The organism is Paenibacillus foliorum, assembly GCF_013141765.1.
Taxonomy (GTDB): Bacteria; Bacillota; Bacilli; order Paenibacillales; family NBRC-103111; genus Paenibacillus_S; species Paenibacillus_S foliorum.
On sequence record NZ_WHOD01000082.1, the window covers coordinates 137,827 to 154,676 of the forward strand.

Genomic DNA, 16,850 nt, shown 5'->3' on the forward strand with positions numbered 1-16,850 from the left:
TCTTTTTTGCATGATATAATCAGTGAGTCTCTCACAGCTTTATTGACTTGTCCGTCGTCAGTCCATCCGAAACAAACAATAGGATATACTCCCTAATTTGCTCCTTACTGAGCGGTTCCCGCTGCTTCGATTTGCCCCATTCCGTAGTCAGTGAGAGATAAAGCTTCAGAATAACGAAAGTGAGAATTTCCGAATCGTAAGCTTTGATTTCCCCTTTTTGTATACCCTTGTCAATTTCCTGCTTTAAATAATCTATGACCACGCTCTCCAAGCGCTGCAAACCTTCCAATGCCTGCTGCGTTCCGATATCACGGAATTCTTGAGCCAGCTTAATAAAGAGCTCATGGCATGCCCGAAATTCCAACAGCAAATCGAGCATCCTGAATAAATTTTGGAAAAATGTATCTTCTTCACGCATTCCCTTGTGTATAGCATCCTTCATTTCTTGCATAGCATCTTGCAATATGGCTTCGAACAGTTCTTCTTTGGTTGTAAAAAAGGTATAAATCGTGCCTTTCCCTACATTCGCAATTTTTGCAACCAAATCCATAGTCGTAGCCTTGTAACCAAATTGAGAAAACGATTGTGTGGCCGCAGCCAGTATTAATTTTTTCTTATCAACCTTGGACACCTGCCGTCTCTCCCTTCGCTACCATTCTTTAAAAATTTATCACGATCCCGCATGGATTGCAATTCTATTGACGCATAGCTTGCAGTGGAATAGGAGACTCCCATAAGATCAGCACTGTAAGTCCCCCTCCATCACCATCATTGCTTCAATATGCCAACCAGTCTTTTAGCCTCTCCTGTTGGTGTAGCCATAACCTCATACATCTGGATCGTCAGAGGATACTCTTGTTCGTCTGTGCGAAGATTATCGAATTTAATGAATTGTTTGCCGCTGATTATACGGTTCGTACCTGTAAATGGAAGATCCTTAGCACCAATCTGCTTGCCTGTAGGATCAATGAGCTCCAAGCGCAGCTTGGCAAAGTTTTGATCGACAGTAACCTTTTCATTGCGTTCTATATCCATATCCATCATCAGCCTGTATGTGTAAGTGATAGGAGATGTAGTAGAGCCATAGGTTTGTGCGTTTAGAGTCCAAGTATTTAATTTTACATTAAATGGATAAAAAGACATCTCGCTTGCGGTCGGATCTGAAGCTTGGAAGGAAACCTTGTACGCTCCCAAGGGGGTGCCAGTAACTCCTGTTGTCTTGCCGTCTGAGAATGCTACGACCATCTGATTATCTTCTAATTCCGAAGGCAGATTGTAGGAATAACTGATTACATAGCTGGAATGAGGCATGATCTCCGATGCGGTCGCTGCTTGTCTGGTCCCACTGTACTTCAGTCCTTGCTTGGATAACAGCTTCGTTTGGAACACAGGAAGCGGTATCGGAATATCCCCGTTATTGGTCAGCATGTATTTGGCAATAGCTGTTTGGTAGCCTTCGCCTTCGTTAAGGTATTTATGAAACTCTACTAATGAAATGGACATATTCGGGTCAATTGCATTCGAGATTGGGTCAAAGCCAAATGCCGTTTCCGCTTCATAGACGGGAGCTTCGGCATATTCAGTCGAAATGCCGTTACCTGCCGGCCATTGAATGTTATATCGTCCCACATTGTAGGATAAGGCGTTCACTTGTCCCTTAGCATCTACCTGCCGGAAGGTCTCTGTTGTTAATACGTTAAATGAGTTCAGAATCGTATCCTTATCGGTTGGTATTACGAAATGAAGGTACTTCCTCCCTTTGGGCTCCAATATGATTGGCCCCTGCTCTACTCTCTTTCCATTGAAAACCAATTTATTGGAAACGCCCGGTTCAGCCTTGCCGTCTAAAGTGAAGTCAGGTACTGTCCTATCGCTATCGGATGGATTCTCCGCTAGCAGCACGACATTATTAATTGGACCCTCCGGTCCAAAGTCTTTGCTTACGGATACCGGGGTGTATTGAATAGGAGAATCGATGACAGCCGGAAGCACGAACGGCTCCCCCCAGCTTCTGCTATCCGCTGGATTCTGCAGAACAGAATTCTGGCCGTTCCAGCTGACTCCCGGAACAGGAATCGATAATTGAACGCTCTCTTTCTTCGGATAGGAATACCAATCTACGGAATACCAAGTCAGATCCGTAAGCTCAAAAGCATCGTTGCGATCCACGGTCACATAGTAATTCAGCTCTTCGACTGTTTGGGTACGAATGACATGCGCGTTGAGTGTACTAGCCTGAAGGGTAATCTCCTGATTGTCGGCAGTTGTAACCCGCAGATCGAGATCTGGAATTTTAACAGTCTTGGACGCCCCTTGACTCTTAATTCGGATCACTGCTGCAATACGCGTTCCTTCGCTGGTCTTCTCATTCAGCAGGCTTTTTACCTCAACCTGCAGCGAATCCGTTAATGCGTAAACCGCTGCAGCCTGTTGTTGTACGATATCCGTAGGCCCCACTGCCAAGGCAGCTTTCGGAGCAGAGATCGCAGCTGTAAGTAAAGATGCTGTAAGCAGCACAGATACAAGAGAGGCCTTCCGGCGGGATAAGTACCTTTTTTCCCTACGGATAGAATCATTGTTGAGTCGTTGATTTGTAGTAAGCATGTGAATCACTCCTGTCTAATTTGTAGGTCTAACGCTTGTTATCAACTTCATTGATATGTACATCAGCCGTCATGCCCGGCAGCAGGTTATCGCTTTTGTCAATATATACACGCACCTGAAAGGTATTCAGATCGGAAGTGCCTTTCTCCCGGCTCATTCGCAATGCCGCAAACTGTGGAGCCGCAGTCACAAAACGAATAACTCCGTCAATTTTGTCCTGTTGTGCTGCAAAATGTGTAGGAACAATACCCTCCGGTTTAAATTTGCTAACCTGAGTTTCATCTACGTAAAGATCGTAATACATTTTACCAGTTTCCAGTACAATCACCGGTGCCCCCGAGCCTACATTCTCTCCAAGCTTAGGAAGCAGCTTTACGACTTTCCCAACGGAAGGAGCCCTTAGGGTCAATCGGTCCTTCTGAATTTGCAACGACTGTATGGCAATTTGCTGCTGCTCCAGCTGTTTGTTCAACGCATCCAGACCTATTCTTTGGTTATCAATATCACCTTGAACCAGCTGCTGCTGCTCAACCGTTGCTTGTGCACGTTCGGTTTGTATACCTGCTTGCTTACGTTCCTTATCTGTCGCTCCATTGAGCATTTTATCAAGCGCCGCTTGCTGCTGTTCCTTGGCATTGGCGAGCGCTGCCACTTGACTCCTCGTATTCTCTACAGCATCCCGATGATCTTTATACGAATATGGATTCGAATCGTAGGTTTCTTCCATATTTAGCAATTGATTTTGAAGCTTAACCGCATGAGTATAGGCCTCCTCTGCACCTGCGACTGCCAGCCTCTGCCGTTCAATATCTTCCATGCGGGCTCCTTCCTCAACCTGCGCTTGCTGGGTTTCTGCTTGAGCGAGTCCAATCCTCGCTTGCTTGACCGCATTATCAAGCTTACTCAAGGCAACGTCAATGCTGTCCTGACTCTGCTTGATTTTTAAGGTCGTAACTTCCACATCCGTCTGCGCCTTTCTCAATTGCAGATCCAAATCAGTGGAGTCGAGGATCATAAGCACATCCCCCGTCTTCACCTTCTGTTCTTCTATGACTTGAACATCGACTATTTTGCCGCCTACCCCTTGAAAGGAGATGTTAACCTGTTCCGCCGTTAATATACTGCTTTTGCTTGCACCGGCTAAGGTCACAGCATCTTTCCCTTGAGCTTGAAGCATCCAGCCTCCGGCCCCAACAGATACAACTAAGGCTAATACCACTATCATTTCCTTCTTCAATTTCATCTATAGTTCCCCTCTCCTATGGTCATACGGTCACATTATTACTTACTTCGTTCTTCGGCGGCAGCAGCAGAGGCGGTTTGGATGCCGCATTCGCATTAGCGCTCGCCTTCCTGCTTTCTCGCAGGATAAGTAAGATCAATAGCACAAGAACAACGCTTATCATGATTAGGAAGGCCGCTATATCCTCCATGAAATATTGCAGCTCTCCTCCCCGCAGCCCCATTCCCCGAAACAGCTTAAAGTACCAGGTTGCCGGAATAATATTACTTAACATTTGAACATAGCTTGGGAACAGCACGATAGGGGACAAGACCCCCGATAATAGAAAAGCAGGTGAAATCAAAAGCTGTGCCCGACTCTCTGCTTTCGTCTGCGTTGCCGCATTCCAGCCGACTAGCATAGCAAACCATGCGTTTACGATGCAGAACAGGCCTAAGGGAAGCAAAAATTCCAACACGTTACCATCAAAGCGCAAGCTGCCAAATTGCTTCAATGCCCCTAACATGACTACCATAGAAACAAAAAATACCACTGTGTAAGGTAGCACCCGAAGCAATAAACCGACAGGCTGCTTCAACTCCTCAGCCAACCTATTCTCTTCACGCAGCCGGGCTACAATCGATAGGGTAGGTTTATACAAAATACCCAAGGAGACAATCGTCACGTACCCAATAACCAATATATTGACAAGGTTATTTGTCGGATTAAACAACAGCCTCTGTTGAAGAGTAATACTCGATAAAGTACCGTTAATTTGCTCATCGTTCATCCCAATTGCCTTTAATTTACCTAAAGCAGGCGCACTGGAATTCTCATATCCCAACACCTCGGATACTCCGGTTCTCAAGTTGGCTGTTGCGGAAGGTACCGTATAGTCGATCAAGAAGCCCACATTCGATGGTTTTCCTTGATATCGGTTTTCTTCCAATCCATGAGGCAAATATAAGACAGCCATGTATTTCTCGTTGTACAGCAATGTTTTCGGATCTATATCTTCATGAAGAACAGCCATAACATCAGCATACTGGGAAGCATTTATTTTATTAATTAGCTGCTGACTGTAGAGGCTATTGTCTTCATCAATAACAACAATCTTGCTCTCGTTCAGCTGATTCTGACTGAATAAGTATCCGAAAACCAACGCAAGTATTAATGGAGTGATTAATGCCCTTCTTATGTATTTTCCACGTAACATTAAGTTCCATTCTTCTCTCAGCGAATTCAATTCCCATCACCTTCCATTACATACTAATTGACTAATATAGTATTTTAGTCAATTTTATTCAAAAAATAAATCCTCCATGAAGTGAGGAAACATAAGAAACTTGCACACACAATCTGCAGTGAATTTTATAAATTGACTAAAAATACATTTCAGTCAATTAGTCATTAGTAAATATATCATGTTAATCCTTTAACTTCAATAGGTGATGGCAGTTCTACACAAAAATTTGTTTGTACACGGAACCACCATTCTCCTCCCACTCGAATGGGATTTTTCCACCCGATAAAATCGTTCGGCAGTTCAGCAGAAAAGAGCAGGATGCCATGGCTGGCTACCCTGCTCTTTGTGAGTCAATTAAGAATGTCGTTCGGGGACTAACAACTCGATTAATTCTTGGTTTGAAGGATCATCCTCCACTAGAGGTGCAACTAGAAGATCAGATCCAAACATGTACTCGTGCATCCACGAAGTCTGCTTTTTAAAACGTTCCTGCACATTTTTTATATTAAAACTTAAGCTTCTTCAATGCCATATTGACGAAGATTATGAAAGCTGAGCTCTAAACAATCAAATGCGTTTTTGCCGTAACATTGATCCTGCTCCACGGCCCCCCATTCTACTCCAATCTCCTTACAAGCTTCCAAAATACGCTCGAAGTTCATGTTTCCTTCTCCGACCTCCGCATAGCGCTGCTCCCGTTCGCTTGTCACCGCCATGTCTTTGAGGTGCACAACCTTCATGCGGTCCTTAACTTTGCGAATCCAGTCAACTGGGTCTGCTCCCCCCGCTTGAACCCAGTATACATCCAATTCAAAATCGACTACATCCGGATCTGTTTCTTGAAAAAGAATATCCATACCCGTGATGCCATTATATTTAGCGAACTCAAAATTGTGGTTGTGATAAATGAACTTGAGCCCTGCGCTCTTTAGTTGACGACCGATTTCCGATGCCTGTTTAGCAAAATCCAGGTATCCTTGTTTGCTGGATCGCTGCTCCAGAGGCATAGCACCTAAACCGACATATTTGCAGCCCCACAAATGGTGCTTTTCAATGACCTCATCCAGCTTATCCGTCAAGTCAGCATAACTGATATGGGTCGCGCAAATGTCCAATCCTTCGCTGTCCGTCATTTCCTTCAGGACTTTGGGATCAATTGGGCCTAATCCGGAAACTTGGACTGCATTGTACCCAATTCCCTTAACTTTCTTAAGCGTAGCCTCAATATCTTTAGTTGTTTTGAGGTAATCTCGTAATGTAAATAGCTGAGCTGCCAACTTCATAACAAACACTCCTTCAATTCCTTTAGTTACTAATCTAAATTGACAACAGCTTTAATCACGCCGGTATCCGGCATCAGCCAGGAGTCGTATGTCTCAATCATCCGATCAAAGTCAACGCGATGTGTAATATATGAATCCGTATCGATTACGCCTCTTCGGATGCTGTCCATTACTTGCTCAAAATCCTCAAGTGTGGCATTTCTACTGCTGAGGATGCTCATTTCTTTCCGATGAAAGTCCGGATCGTCGAAAGCGATCTTCGATTTGACCAATCCCACATAAATCAACCGCCCTGTATGCGCGACATATTGAGGTGCCGATTCCATGGAAGCCACATTGCCGGTAGCGTCCAAAACAACGGTCGGCATATTCCCTTGCGTAATCTCTTCAATGGCCTGCAGAGGATTGTTTTTTGCATTCACAGTCTCATCGACAGGAACCCATTGCCGGCAATAGGCGAGGCGTTCTTCATTTATGTCCAGCGCAATCACCTTCGCTCCGGCCAGCTTTGCGAATTTCATGACCCCGAGCCCAATCGGACCTGCGCCTATGACCAAGACGTATTCCCCTGGAACAATGCCTGCTCTGCGCACTGCATGAGCGCCGATGCACAAGCATTCGGTAATCGCCGCTTGCTCAGGCGTCAAACCGTCGGCTTTGATGAGGAGGCTTGTAGGAACAGCGATATATTCCCTCATCCCCCCATCCTCGTGAACGCCAAGCAGCTGTAATTTCGTGCAGCAATTCGTCTTCCCTTGTTGACAGGCAATACACGTTCCACAGTAGCGGTATGGAGACACGATCACCAAGTCACCACGTGATAATCCCATTTCATTAGCGCCGATTTCTATAATCTCCCCTGACATCTCATGACCCAAGATACGGGGATAAGTAAAATAAGGTTGGTTTCCTTTATACGCATGTAAGTCCGTACCGCAAATACCGATCCTCTTGATCCTCACCAGGGCCTCCCCTTCATGGGGCACCGGCTTCTCTGTATCCTTCATCACAAAACGGTTCGGTTCCTCACATATGATCGTTTTCATATTCAAGAGCACCCCTTTTCAACATTAAGATCTATGCTTGTACTCTACCGGCAGCATGCCTTTGAACTTCCTAAACGTTCGGATAAAGTAGCTTTTGCTCTCAAAGCCGAGCATATCCGATATTTGTTCAATACTGTGATGACTGTGCTCCAAATATTCACACGCTTTTTCCATCTTGAGTCTAATAACAAAATCCACAAAATTTTCATTCGTTTCTTTCTTAAACAACCGGCTGAAGTAAGTCGAATTCAAATGAAGCTGGTCTGCAAGATCCGACAACGATATCTTTTCATGCAAATGATCAATAATATATCGCTGAGCCTCAATGATTTCACGCCGCTTCGAACCTGAATTGAAGCTGCTTATTACTCGAAGCAGTTCAACCAAGTTATTCCACATCGTATCTTGAAAATGCTCCAGTGTTTCTGTATGCAGCAGGTTTTGATGGACTACCTCTTCAGAAAACTTGGTTTCAAAATATTGCAATGACTTTATTTTCACTCTCAAGTCAAGTAAAATTTTTAATCCCCATTCCCGGACAACCTGCGGCTTGTATTTCTCTTTTTGGATCGTGGCTATCCATTGTACCAAAGCAACCTTAAGATACATCTCATTTTCTTTCAGGATAAGATCTTGAAATTGCTGTGTGGCTTCCACATATTTAGCAAAAAGATCTTCATTTGAATACGAGAAATCAAGGCTTTCCAGATTAATAATGGAGCCTTCCTGGATATAAAAGCTTCGTTCCTTGGAATCCAGAAGCTGCTTGATATATGCTTTCAACTCCAAGGAATCCCTGGATCTGGTTCCGATAATCAAGGTGACGGAGAATTTCAAATAGTTCTTTAACGACTCACTAACTTTATGTAATAATTCATGCAGCGTGTCGTAAACATTCTTCTTCAGAAAATCCTGATAGGGAAACAGCAGCACCGTCTCTTTCCCGTTGTAAGAAAGATGAAGAGTTCCATTTTCTATCTGCCTCTCAATAATTTCATCTATGACATTCTGCACGGAAAACGATAATAAATTTTGTGTAGAGTATCTTTTTTGAGCGACATAATGCCGATTGATGCAGCACAGTACCGGTATATAATTATTTTGATGAAAATCGAGTCCTATATGACTAGCCTGTTCAATCCAGGTAGCTTCGTTCAGTATCGGGTTTTCCGTTAAAGATGAAATCAGTTCTTTTTTGATGAGTTGCTGCTTAATTTTTTTATCCTCATCCAAACCTTGTTTAATCTTACTCAGCAAGCTCGTCAGCACTTTAGGATCAAGGGATTCTTTGAGGATGTATTCCACAACATTCAACTTAATGGCTTCCATGGCAAATGTAAATTCGTCATGGCACGACAAAATGACGGAACGAAGATTATCCTTGTGTGCAGTTAAACCATTGATGAGCTCTAACCCGTTCATAACCGGCATACCGATATCCGTAATCAAAATATCCGGCATTTCCACCATGGCTTTATCATATGCCTTCTGTCCGTTATCGTAGCTCCCAATCAATTGCATGTCCAAGTTTTCCCAAGGAATCACTTTTTTTAAATATGCCAGAACGGGAAAATCATCATCGACCAACATGACTTTATACATTATTGGCCACCTCCCGAACGCGTTGGAATAAAGAGTGTAATCTTCGTGCCCTTGTCGGGTGTACTATCGACCTTTAACTGGAATGATTGACCGTAAATGAGTTTCATTCGTTCGTACACATTTTTCACACCAATTCCAGATAGTCCACTCATTCTCTCTTCGGTTTCATCCGAATCGGTTTCCAAACGATCAATTAACGCTTGTCGCTGTTCGGCGGTCATCCCCTTGCCATTATCCTCGACTGTTACGACCAGGAAAAGATGATCCGAGTTGACCGAAATAATAATTCTGCCTCCCCCTTCATGAAAACCATGGGTATAGGCATTTTCAATAAAAGGCTGGATGAAAAATCGGGGAACCTCCTGAAGCAGTGCTTCCTCCTGTAAAGCCACTTCGTATTGAATCGGATCCTCCTGTCTCATATTCATCAACTCGATATAGCTCGTAACGATATTTACTTCCTGATACAAGGGAATAAACTCGTTCTTTCGATTAATGGTCATCCGCAATAAAGAAGATAATGCTTGAATCAGCGAAGCATTTTCCTGATCGTCCTTCATCAAAATTTTCAGACGAATTGAATTCAATATATTAAATAAAAAGTGCGGATTGATTTGCGCTTGGAGCATTTCCAGCTCGATTTTTCTCTTTTTCGCTTGCTCCATCACCGTCTGTTTAATCATTTCCTCTATTCGGTTAAGCATCTTGTCAAACGATCTGCCCACTTTCCCTATCTCGTTATTCCCTTGAATCCCTGATCGTACAGACAGATTACCCGATTCAATCTCTGCTGCAACCCTTCCCAAATGTCCCAAAGGCTTAGTAATTTGTCGGACAAGGAAAATCAAAATCACTAAAAATAGGGAATAAAATAATACTTGAATGAGCAGGTTGGCACGTTGAATAAAATTAATTTTTTCCGTAGCTTCTTTATACTGGGTCAAGCTGACAAGAGACCAATCGGAAAAGGAGAGCTTATGGCTAGCCACCAAGTATTCTACGCCATCAATTTTGATAAGACGGGCATCGTCTCTGCTTAATGAAATGTTGTCCGCGTATGGAAACTTCCCACCAATCTTATCCGGGTCTTTATGAGATAATATCTTCCCATTGGAGTTGACCATCATAATATCTTGATTTCCGGACAGCTTTTGGAAAGATTCGTGAAACTCCTTTTCTTTCGCACTAATAATGACATATCCGAACGGTTCGGATGAATATTGGATCGTTCGAGCAATCGTCATCAGGTACGGATTACTTTTTTGGGTAGATAAAATGTAGTTTGGCTGGCTTCCCAGCCAATACGTTTCATAGGCATTCAAGCTCTTTAAATTACTGAACCAGGGTTCTTGGTAAAATAATTTATAATTGTAATTATAAAAGGAATAATTCGTATAGCTATTCTGATCTCCTACCAAAATCGTTATATAGAGATCACTCAGCAGGTTCGTGATGCTGTTCAGTTTAGCGGTGATCTTGGCTTGATTAAGTGCTTGCTCGCTTTCGCTTTGAATTTCTTTGCCTTCTTTAATCAACGAATTCATTTCACTGTCGAATTGAATGTAATTCGTAATATAAAGCAAATTATTCATCAAACCGGATATATTCAATTCAACCATTTTCATGGTCTCTTGTGAATTGCTTATCGCATTGTCCTTAAGAACATCTTTGGCCATATAATTAGAGACAGCCACTGTGATCATTAACGGGACGAGCAAGCAAATTATCGAGGATAAAATCAGCTTTTGGCGAAGAGACATAATCGTATATTTCTTTAGCAGTCTGCTCATAGGGTTCCACGATCCTTTGGGTTAAAATAACTTATCCTAACCCATCTTAACAAAGCTATCAACGAGTGCATAGGTTTAACCTTTAACCCCGCCTCCAGAAATCCCTTCAATAACATGCTTCTGCGCGAAAATGAAAACAATCAGAAGCGGAATGATGGCTGATACAGCACCGGTCATCGTTAAGGCGTAGAACTGACCCTCCGCATCGGAGAAGTGACGCATTCCGATTTGAATCGTATACAGTGCCTCATTACGAAGGAAAATCAGCGGTGATTGATAATCATTCCAAGTCCATATAAACCGAATAATTGCATATGTAGCTATAGCCGGGCGAACCAGCGGAAGCGCGATGCTGGAATAAATCTTGAAATATCCGGCGCCATCCATCTTGGCCGATTCGATGAACTCGGGATGCACCCCCATAAAAAATTGTCTTAACATGAACGTTCCAAATACACTAAAACAGTGCAGAATGATGATGCCAAAATGGGTATCGTATAAGTTCAGCCATTTGAAGGTGAGAAACTGAGGTACCAAAATGGCTTGTGCCGGAATCATGTACATCATCAAAATAAGTACAAACAGAAAATTTTTACCTTTGAATTGAAGCTTGGCAAAGCCGAATGCGGCCATACTCGAGAAAATAACGGAAACCAGTGTCGTTAATACAGAAACTTTGATTGAATTTATATAATACAAGTAGAACGGGAATTTGCCGAACCATACTTCCTTATAGTTCTCGACAATGTTCCACTTGACGGGCAGCCATTCGATCGGAAAGTTGAATACGTCTTGCTCCATTTTAAAGGAGGTCACCAGCATCCAAAGGAAAGGAAGCAAAAATACGATGCCCATTAGGAGCATAATCACAGTGAGAATCAATTTCCGAATATCGATTTGCTGCATAGTTTGAGTTTTCATTGTGATCCCCCTAATAATTTACCCATTTCTTTTGGCCGTACCATTGAATTAGGGTTATTAAAAACACGAACAACAAGAGAATTAACGCAATTGAAGAAGCATAACCCGACTTTAAGTTTAAGAATGCCGTATCGTATAAATAATATACGGCCACCGACGTGGAGTTGGATGGACCGCCACTCGTTAATACTGCAATAAGATCAAATGCTTTAAACGTGCTGATAATACCGGTGATCAGCAGGAAAAAGGAGGTCGAAGATATCATGGGCAACGTAATATTTCTGAATTTCCCCCAAGCACCTGCTCCGTCTATATCCGCAGCTTCATAGAGATCTTTCGGGATGTTCTGCAGGCCTGCCATAAAAATAATCAATTGAAAACCGATATGAACCCATATCATAATCAACATGACCGAAGGAAGCGCAAAAGTAACGTCGGATAACCATTTAGGTGGACTGTCCATTCCTAAAGACATTAAAAACTGATTGATTGGCCCATAGCTGGGGTGGAATAACACTTGAAATACAACCGCCACAGCGACAACACTCGATATATAAGGCATAAAATAAACGACTTTGAAGAAATCTTTGAAATACACATGTTTATTAATGATAAGGGCTAACAACAGCGAGACCGCCATTCCGATCGGGACGACAAGCATCAAAATCATGTTATTTTTAATCGAAACCAAAAAAATATCATCTTGGAAAAGCTCAATGAAATTGTCTAAACCGACAAAATGGATATTCTCAAGACCAGCTACAAAATTCCAGTCGGTAAAGCTCAGTAGTATCGTGGCCAGCACAGGGAAGAGCACAAGTACTATCACTCCGATTAACATCGGTCCGATGAACATATACGCAGCCATTGTTTCCCTTAGAGCCGACTTATTCATTTTTCTATTAGTCATCAATATATTCACCCTCTTGCTATCCATTTGCTATACTACCAAAATGCTTACAGTAAACTCGTACGTGCCAGGTAACACATTGTCCATCGTCCATTGCATCGGTGTACAAATGACGGCAGGAAATACCGCTGCTATTTTCTCTTCCACCTGTTTCTCATTCAGCATGAAGGCCGAACCTTCCCCTTCGATGATAACTGTCGTTCCCGCTGTACTCATTTGTATTCCTTTGCTGCCCTTGGACAGGGAAGTGTTAGACTGTATAACGAATGGTTCGATAATCGATAATCGATCCATTGGAAACTGGATATCGAATACATACTTCTTTTCCACCTTATTATCGAAAAAACGATAATGAATCGAGTATTGTGCCCTGCTGTCTACTGGAATGGGCTGCTCTTGCGGCTTCAATCTGCCATACGCGTAAAGTGCAGTCTGCTCAATGTCCGGAGCTATTTTCGCTTCATATTCATAAAGACTCCCGTATTTCGTTCCTTTAATTACGGCTTCAATCCTCGGTGTCGTTGTCCCTTTATACTCACCTGGGAACTCCGGCATATTAAATACTTCAGCCCGTTCATAAGTTGTGGCCGACCCAATTTGTACCGGGCCTAACTTTTCATGCCATAAATAAGAGATCGTACCGCCGGTAGGAGCGTTATTCGCGCCAAAGCCAGTTACAGTAGCCATGAAGCTTTCCGTACGGACATGATATGTATTAAGCGAAGGGTAGTGTTTTATTCCAAACTTAAGGTCAGATGGGATTTGTACTTTTTCCTGAGCCTGTTTTCCGTATACGAGAGCTACAGCGAGAGCATCTGCACGGTTAAAGGTTGTATGAATGCAGGCCTTTTCGAATATATCCCTGTGTCGAGGGCCATAGCCGACCATCCCTTGTTCATTCACACAGCTTGCCAAATAGTTGACATTTCTGCCTGCAGCTTCGGCAAATGCGGATTCCTCGTCACATAACATCATGAGTGCCATTTGGCAGCCATGAGCCGTTTTACTACCGTAAAGCGTCCATTTGTAGCCCCTACTACCAAAGGAATTATCCATGGAACCATCCGGGTATATCATCTGAACATGAGCCTTTAGCACTCTAAGCGTTTCTTCTTTAACGTGCAAATCCCCCGTTAATAAGTAATACTCCGCCATAGCCCCTATACTCATATCCATGTTATAACCAATGTCAATATTGTCATGCGGTCTATTCAGGTATTTTTTCTCACCCGTAATAAAGCCGTCTTTATTCACTTTTTCAAGTGATTCATACATCAATTTCTTTGCTTCCTGAGCGTAGCGAGGATTATTTAAAATTTGAGAACACCACTGCAACACAGCAGCAGTCGTAATAAAATAATTAATATTGGTGTGAAGGATTCCACCCTCGCAGAAAGCCCATGCAATCCATCGGGCTGCCTTTTCGATCATGCCGAGCAATTCATCTGCTTCATCTGCTTCATCCGATTTTTGCAAAAAATCATACGCATGACACAGAGATAACGTTTGAAACACAGTTGTTCCTTTCCAGACAGACGGCTCGTCATTCAGCCAGGAACCATCATACAACTGGTTTCTTTGCATAAACTGAACGAGCTTTCTTGCAGATTGTTTATATCGTTCTTCACCCGTTTCCACTGCATTATAGTACATAGGAAATATCGCGTCCCCGCATCTGCCGTGAATTCTTTTGCAAGCGGGACAGAGAATCCCACCATCCCATGAGTCAATTAAGCCCTCCACTTGATAATGCTCTACAGTATTGCAAAATTGCTCGACTAATTGCTTCATTTTTACATAAGGCATAGTAGGCTTCCTTCCTTTTGAGGGGCCTTAGCCCCTCGCTCCATTATTATTTCTTATTATTAGAAGAAATAATTTTTTGTACTTTCTCTTGAGCCTTCGATAATGTAGTGTCCAAACTTTGTTGTCCTAATAGATACAGCTGCGATTCATCCACGTAAGCTTTTTCCGCTTCCGGTCCATATGAAGGAGGGATGACCATTTTTGAGCCTGTCGTTTTATTTAACACATCCATGAGTGTCTTTTTGTCAACCGCACTCGGTTTTTTCGTGCCGGCAACAAGCATATCAACCGCCTTGCTTTGATCAGCTTTTTTCCATCCAGGCAAGCTTAACCCTTGCTCTTGAATCCCTTCCGTGCTGAACCAACGTACAAATTTATAAGCAGCCTCTTTGTTTTTGGAGCTTTTTGCGATACCGATGGTGTCCCCGGATGTTCTTCCGTAGCTGGTAGACTCGGATGCCGAATTTTTCGGATAAGGCGCCCATGCGATTTCAAAATCCGGCGTGAAATTGCCCCATTCTGAAATCATCCAGCTTCCTGCAATCAGCATGCTTGCTTTTCCAGTGAAGAACTGCTGACGGTAGTCCAGTTTTTGCGAAATCGTGTCGTGAAGAGGAACGGCTGACTTGTCCACATTTTCCAATTGGTTACGCAGTTCTAACGATTGCTTAAATAAAGGACTACTCAAATTCGACGTGCCATCGTCTTTGACGATATAGCTATCCTGTGGTAATCCGCTTACAATCAGAGAATTGTGCAAAAATTGATCGCGTAAAAACGTACCGTATCTTTTCGTAGCGCCTTCACCCTTTGTTAGCGCTTTCGAATAATCCGCAAACTCTTTCCAAGTCCAATCTTTCGGAACTGGTAATCCGGCTTCATCCAAATACCTTTTATTCAGCATGACCATAGCAATAATGTATTTAGCCGGCAGACCGTAATACTTGCCATCAATCTTCGGATCGACAAGGTATTCCTTTGAAACATCGACTCCATCCTTACTCAGGTATGCATCAAGCGGCTCCATCATACCAATCTTTACCCGCTTGGCAAATTCCCCCGCATCGTGAAACATGACAACATCCATTGACTCACCTGAAGCAGTCATGAGATCTAGCTTCTTCAAATATTCAGGTGCACTCACATTGTCTACGAGAGGAGTTGATTTCACTTTGATCCCAGGATTCTTGTCTTCGAAAGCCTTAATGACCTTCTTCCAATTTCCCGTTTCCTCGTTGTACCAGTGATAAAAATTAATTGTAACTTGCTCTTGCTTACCTCCACTTGCTTGAGAAGCCGTCGACTCTTGTTTATTCGTGCATCCCTGAAGTATTGCAGTAGCTGTTAGTGCAAGACACATGCTTACTACCAGACCCTTTTTTCTCATTTCATGCCCCTCCTTAGTAAGTTAGTTCTAACTCTTCTATAGTCTAGCATTCGTCATTCACCCTCAACAATTCACTCACTCTACTTTATTGAGATTATTTTGACTTCCTCTCTAAGTAACAAAATAAAGTCTGCTTGATCTCCACTTCACAGTCGCGAGGGATTAAGCAGACTTTTTGATCTAACCGTAATGCGCTTATTCGTATTGCTGAAGCAGCTTATTTCGGACATAACTAAGATGCCGATACATATGAGTAAACGCTTCATGGGGGTCTCGCTTAATCAGCGCATTATAAATATCTGTATGGAATTGGACCGTAATATCACGTTCCCGCTCCCTAATTTGGCTATCCATTTTGTCATGAGTAATAATCAGTGGATCTATCATGCCTTCAAGGATCGTATTGTTCGCACTCATCGCAATAATTCTATGAAATTCCTTGTCCAATTCCCCATAGTTGTTATCAACGCTGCCTGCTATTTCTTCAATGGTTTCCTTTAAACGTTTTAACTGAACACTCGTAATTTTTTCTGCAGCCATGGAGACAAGTCCCAGTTCTATTGCCATTCGTGCTTCGATTAATGCTGGAAGGTTACCAATGGACAAAGCCAGCATCAACGAAAACGGATTGCTGCCTATTTTATTGTTAAAATGGGTACCTTCATGGGTTTTTCGCGTAATCACTTCAAGTGCTTCAAGCGAGCTTAACGCTTCCCGCAGAACGGTCCGGCTCACGCCTAACATATCGATCAGCTTCATTTCAGACGGCAGTTTATCACCAGGTTTAAGCTGACCGCTAATCAGTAGCTGAACAATACTGTCAACGACTTGCTTGGACAACGTGTTTCGTTTAACGGACTCCAATTCTACGCTCCCTCTAAGGTCTATCATATTTGCCCTTCTTTCTTAGCTGACTAAAACGAATAATCGTATTGTAGGACAACTTAGATAAAATAACAATGTAGTGATCTAGCAACGCTCTTATTTCTGCTTGATCCAATGCCTATCCATCTGGGTATTTTACCAAGGCTGC

14 protein-coding genes are annotated in these 16,850 nt (G+C 42.8%); 1 reads left to right on the plus strand and 13 read right to left on the minus strand.

The genetic code is table 11. The features are described 5' to 3' along the window. Positions 1–31 precede the first annotated feature (31 nt). From GC093_RS22200 to GC093_RS22215, 4 genes are all read right to left on the minus strand, one after another. Complete coding sequence (locus GC093_RS22200; protein WP_171654088.1) at positions 32–631, minus strand: TetR/AcrR family transcriptional regulator; 600 nt, start codon at positions 629–631, stop codon at positions 32–34. A 137-nt stretch (positions 632–768) separates the two neighbouring features. Then, entirely contained in the window at positions 769–2,604 is a 1,836-nt protein-coding gene (locus GC093_RS22205) for a hypothetical protein (RefSeq protein ID WP_246315038.1), read from the minus strand. 28 nt (positions 2,605–2,632) lie between these two features. Then, positions 2,633–3,847: an HlyD family secretion protein gene (locus tag GC093_RS22210; RefSeq protein ID WP_246315040.1), complete on the minus strand. Its 1,215-nt coding sequence runs from the start codon at positions 3,845–3,847 to the stop codon at positions 2,633–2,635. A gap of 22 nt (positions 3,848–3,869) precedes the next feature. Then, entirely contained in the window at positions 3,870–5,042 is a 1,173-nt protein-coding gene (locus tag GC093_RS22215; RefSeq protein WP_171654089.1) for an ABC transporter permease, read from the minus strand. A 260-nt stretch (positions 5,043–5,302) separates the two neighbouring features. Here GC093_RS22215 and GC093_RS22220 point away from each other — a divergent pair, with 260 nt between their 5' ends. Further along, positions 5,303–5,554, plus strand: a complete 252-nt coding sequence (locus tag GC093_RS22220; protein WP_171654090.1) for a hypothetical protein — start codon at positions 5,303–5,305, stop codon at positions 5,552–5,554. A gap of 30 nt (positions 5,555–5,584) precedes the next feature. Here GC093_RS22220 and GC093_RS22225 read toward each other — a convergent pair whose 3' ends face one another. The 9 genes from GC093_RS22225 to GC093_RS22265 form a co-directional block, all read right to left on the minus strand. After that, on the minus strand, positions 5,585–6,355 hold the full coding sequence (locus GC093_RS22225) for a sugar phosphate isomerase/epimerase family protein (RefSeq protein WP_171654091.1): 771 nt from the start codon (positions 6,353–6,355) through the stop codon (positions 5,585–5,587). A 29-nt stretch (positions 6,356–6,384) separates the two neighbouring features. Next, the gene (locus GC093_RS22230) at positions 6,385–7,401 is read right to left on the minus strand and encodes a zinc-binding alcohol dehydrogenase family protein (RefSeq protein ID WP_171654092.1); all 1,017 of its coding nucleotides are present in this window, start codon (positions 7,399–7,401) and stop codon (positions 6,385–6,387) included. 24 nt (positions 7,402–7,425) lie between these two features. Then, a complete protein-coding gene (locus GC093_RS22235) occupies positions 7,426–9,003 on the minus strand; it encodes a response regulator transcription factor (protein ID WP_171654093.1) in 1,578 nt (525 codons plus the stop codon). Then, positions 9,003–10,793, minus strand: a complete 1,791-nt coding sequence (locus tag GC093_RS22240) for a sensor histidine kinase (RefSeq protein ID WP_171654094.1) — start codon at positions 10,791–10,793, stop codon at positions 9,003–9,005. Before GC093_RS22240 ends, GC093_RS22235 begins: the two co-directional genes overlap by 1 nt. 75 nt (positions 10,794–10,868) lie before the next feature. Further along, positions 10,869–11,714, minus strand: coding sequence for a carbohydrate ABC transporter permease (locus GC093_RS22245; RefSeq protein WP_246315042.1), 846 nt, complete (start codon positions 11,712–11,714; stop codon positions 10,869–10,871). Between the two features lie 10 nt (positions 11,715–11,724). Next, a complete protein-coding gene (locus GC093_RS22250; RefSeq protein WP_246315044.1) occupies positions 11,725–12,624 on the minus strand; it encodes a carbohydrate ABC transporter permease in 900 nt (299 codons plus the stop codon). Between the two features lie 30 nt (positions 12,625–12,654). Further along, positions 12,655–14,430 carry an ulvan lysase-like protein gene (locus GC093_RS22255; RefSeq protein ID WP_171654096.1) on the minus strand — a complete coding sequence of 592 codons (1,776 nt, stop codon included), beginning with the start codon at positions 14,428–14,430 and terminating at the stop codon, positions 12,655–12,657. 46 nt (positions 14,431–14,476) lie between these two features. Next, positions 14,477–15,817 carry an ABC transporter substrate-binding protein gene (locus GC093_RS22260; RefSeq protein WP_171654097.1) on the minus strand — a complete coding sequence of 447 codons (1,341 nt, stop codon included), beginning with the start codon at positions 15,815–15,817 and terminating at the stop codon, positions 14,477–14,479. A gap of 195 nt (positions 15,818–16,012) precedes the next feature. Next, on the minus strand, positions 16,013–16,708 hold the full coding sequence (locus tag GC093_RS22265; RefSeq protein ID WP_171654098.1) for a FadR/GntR family transcriptional regulator: 696 nt from the start codon (positions 16,706–16,708) through the stop codon (positions 16,013–16,015). Positions 16,709–16,850 lie beyond the last annotated feature (142 nt).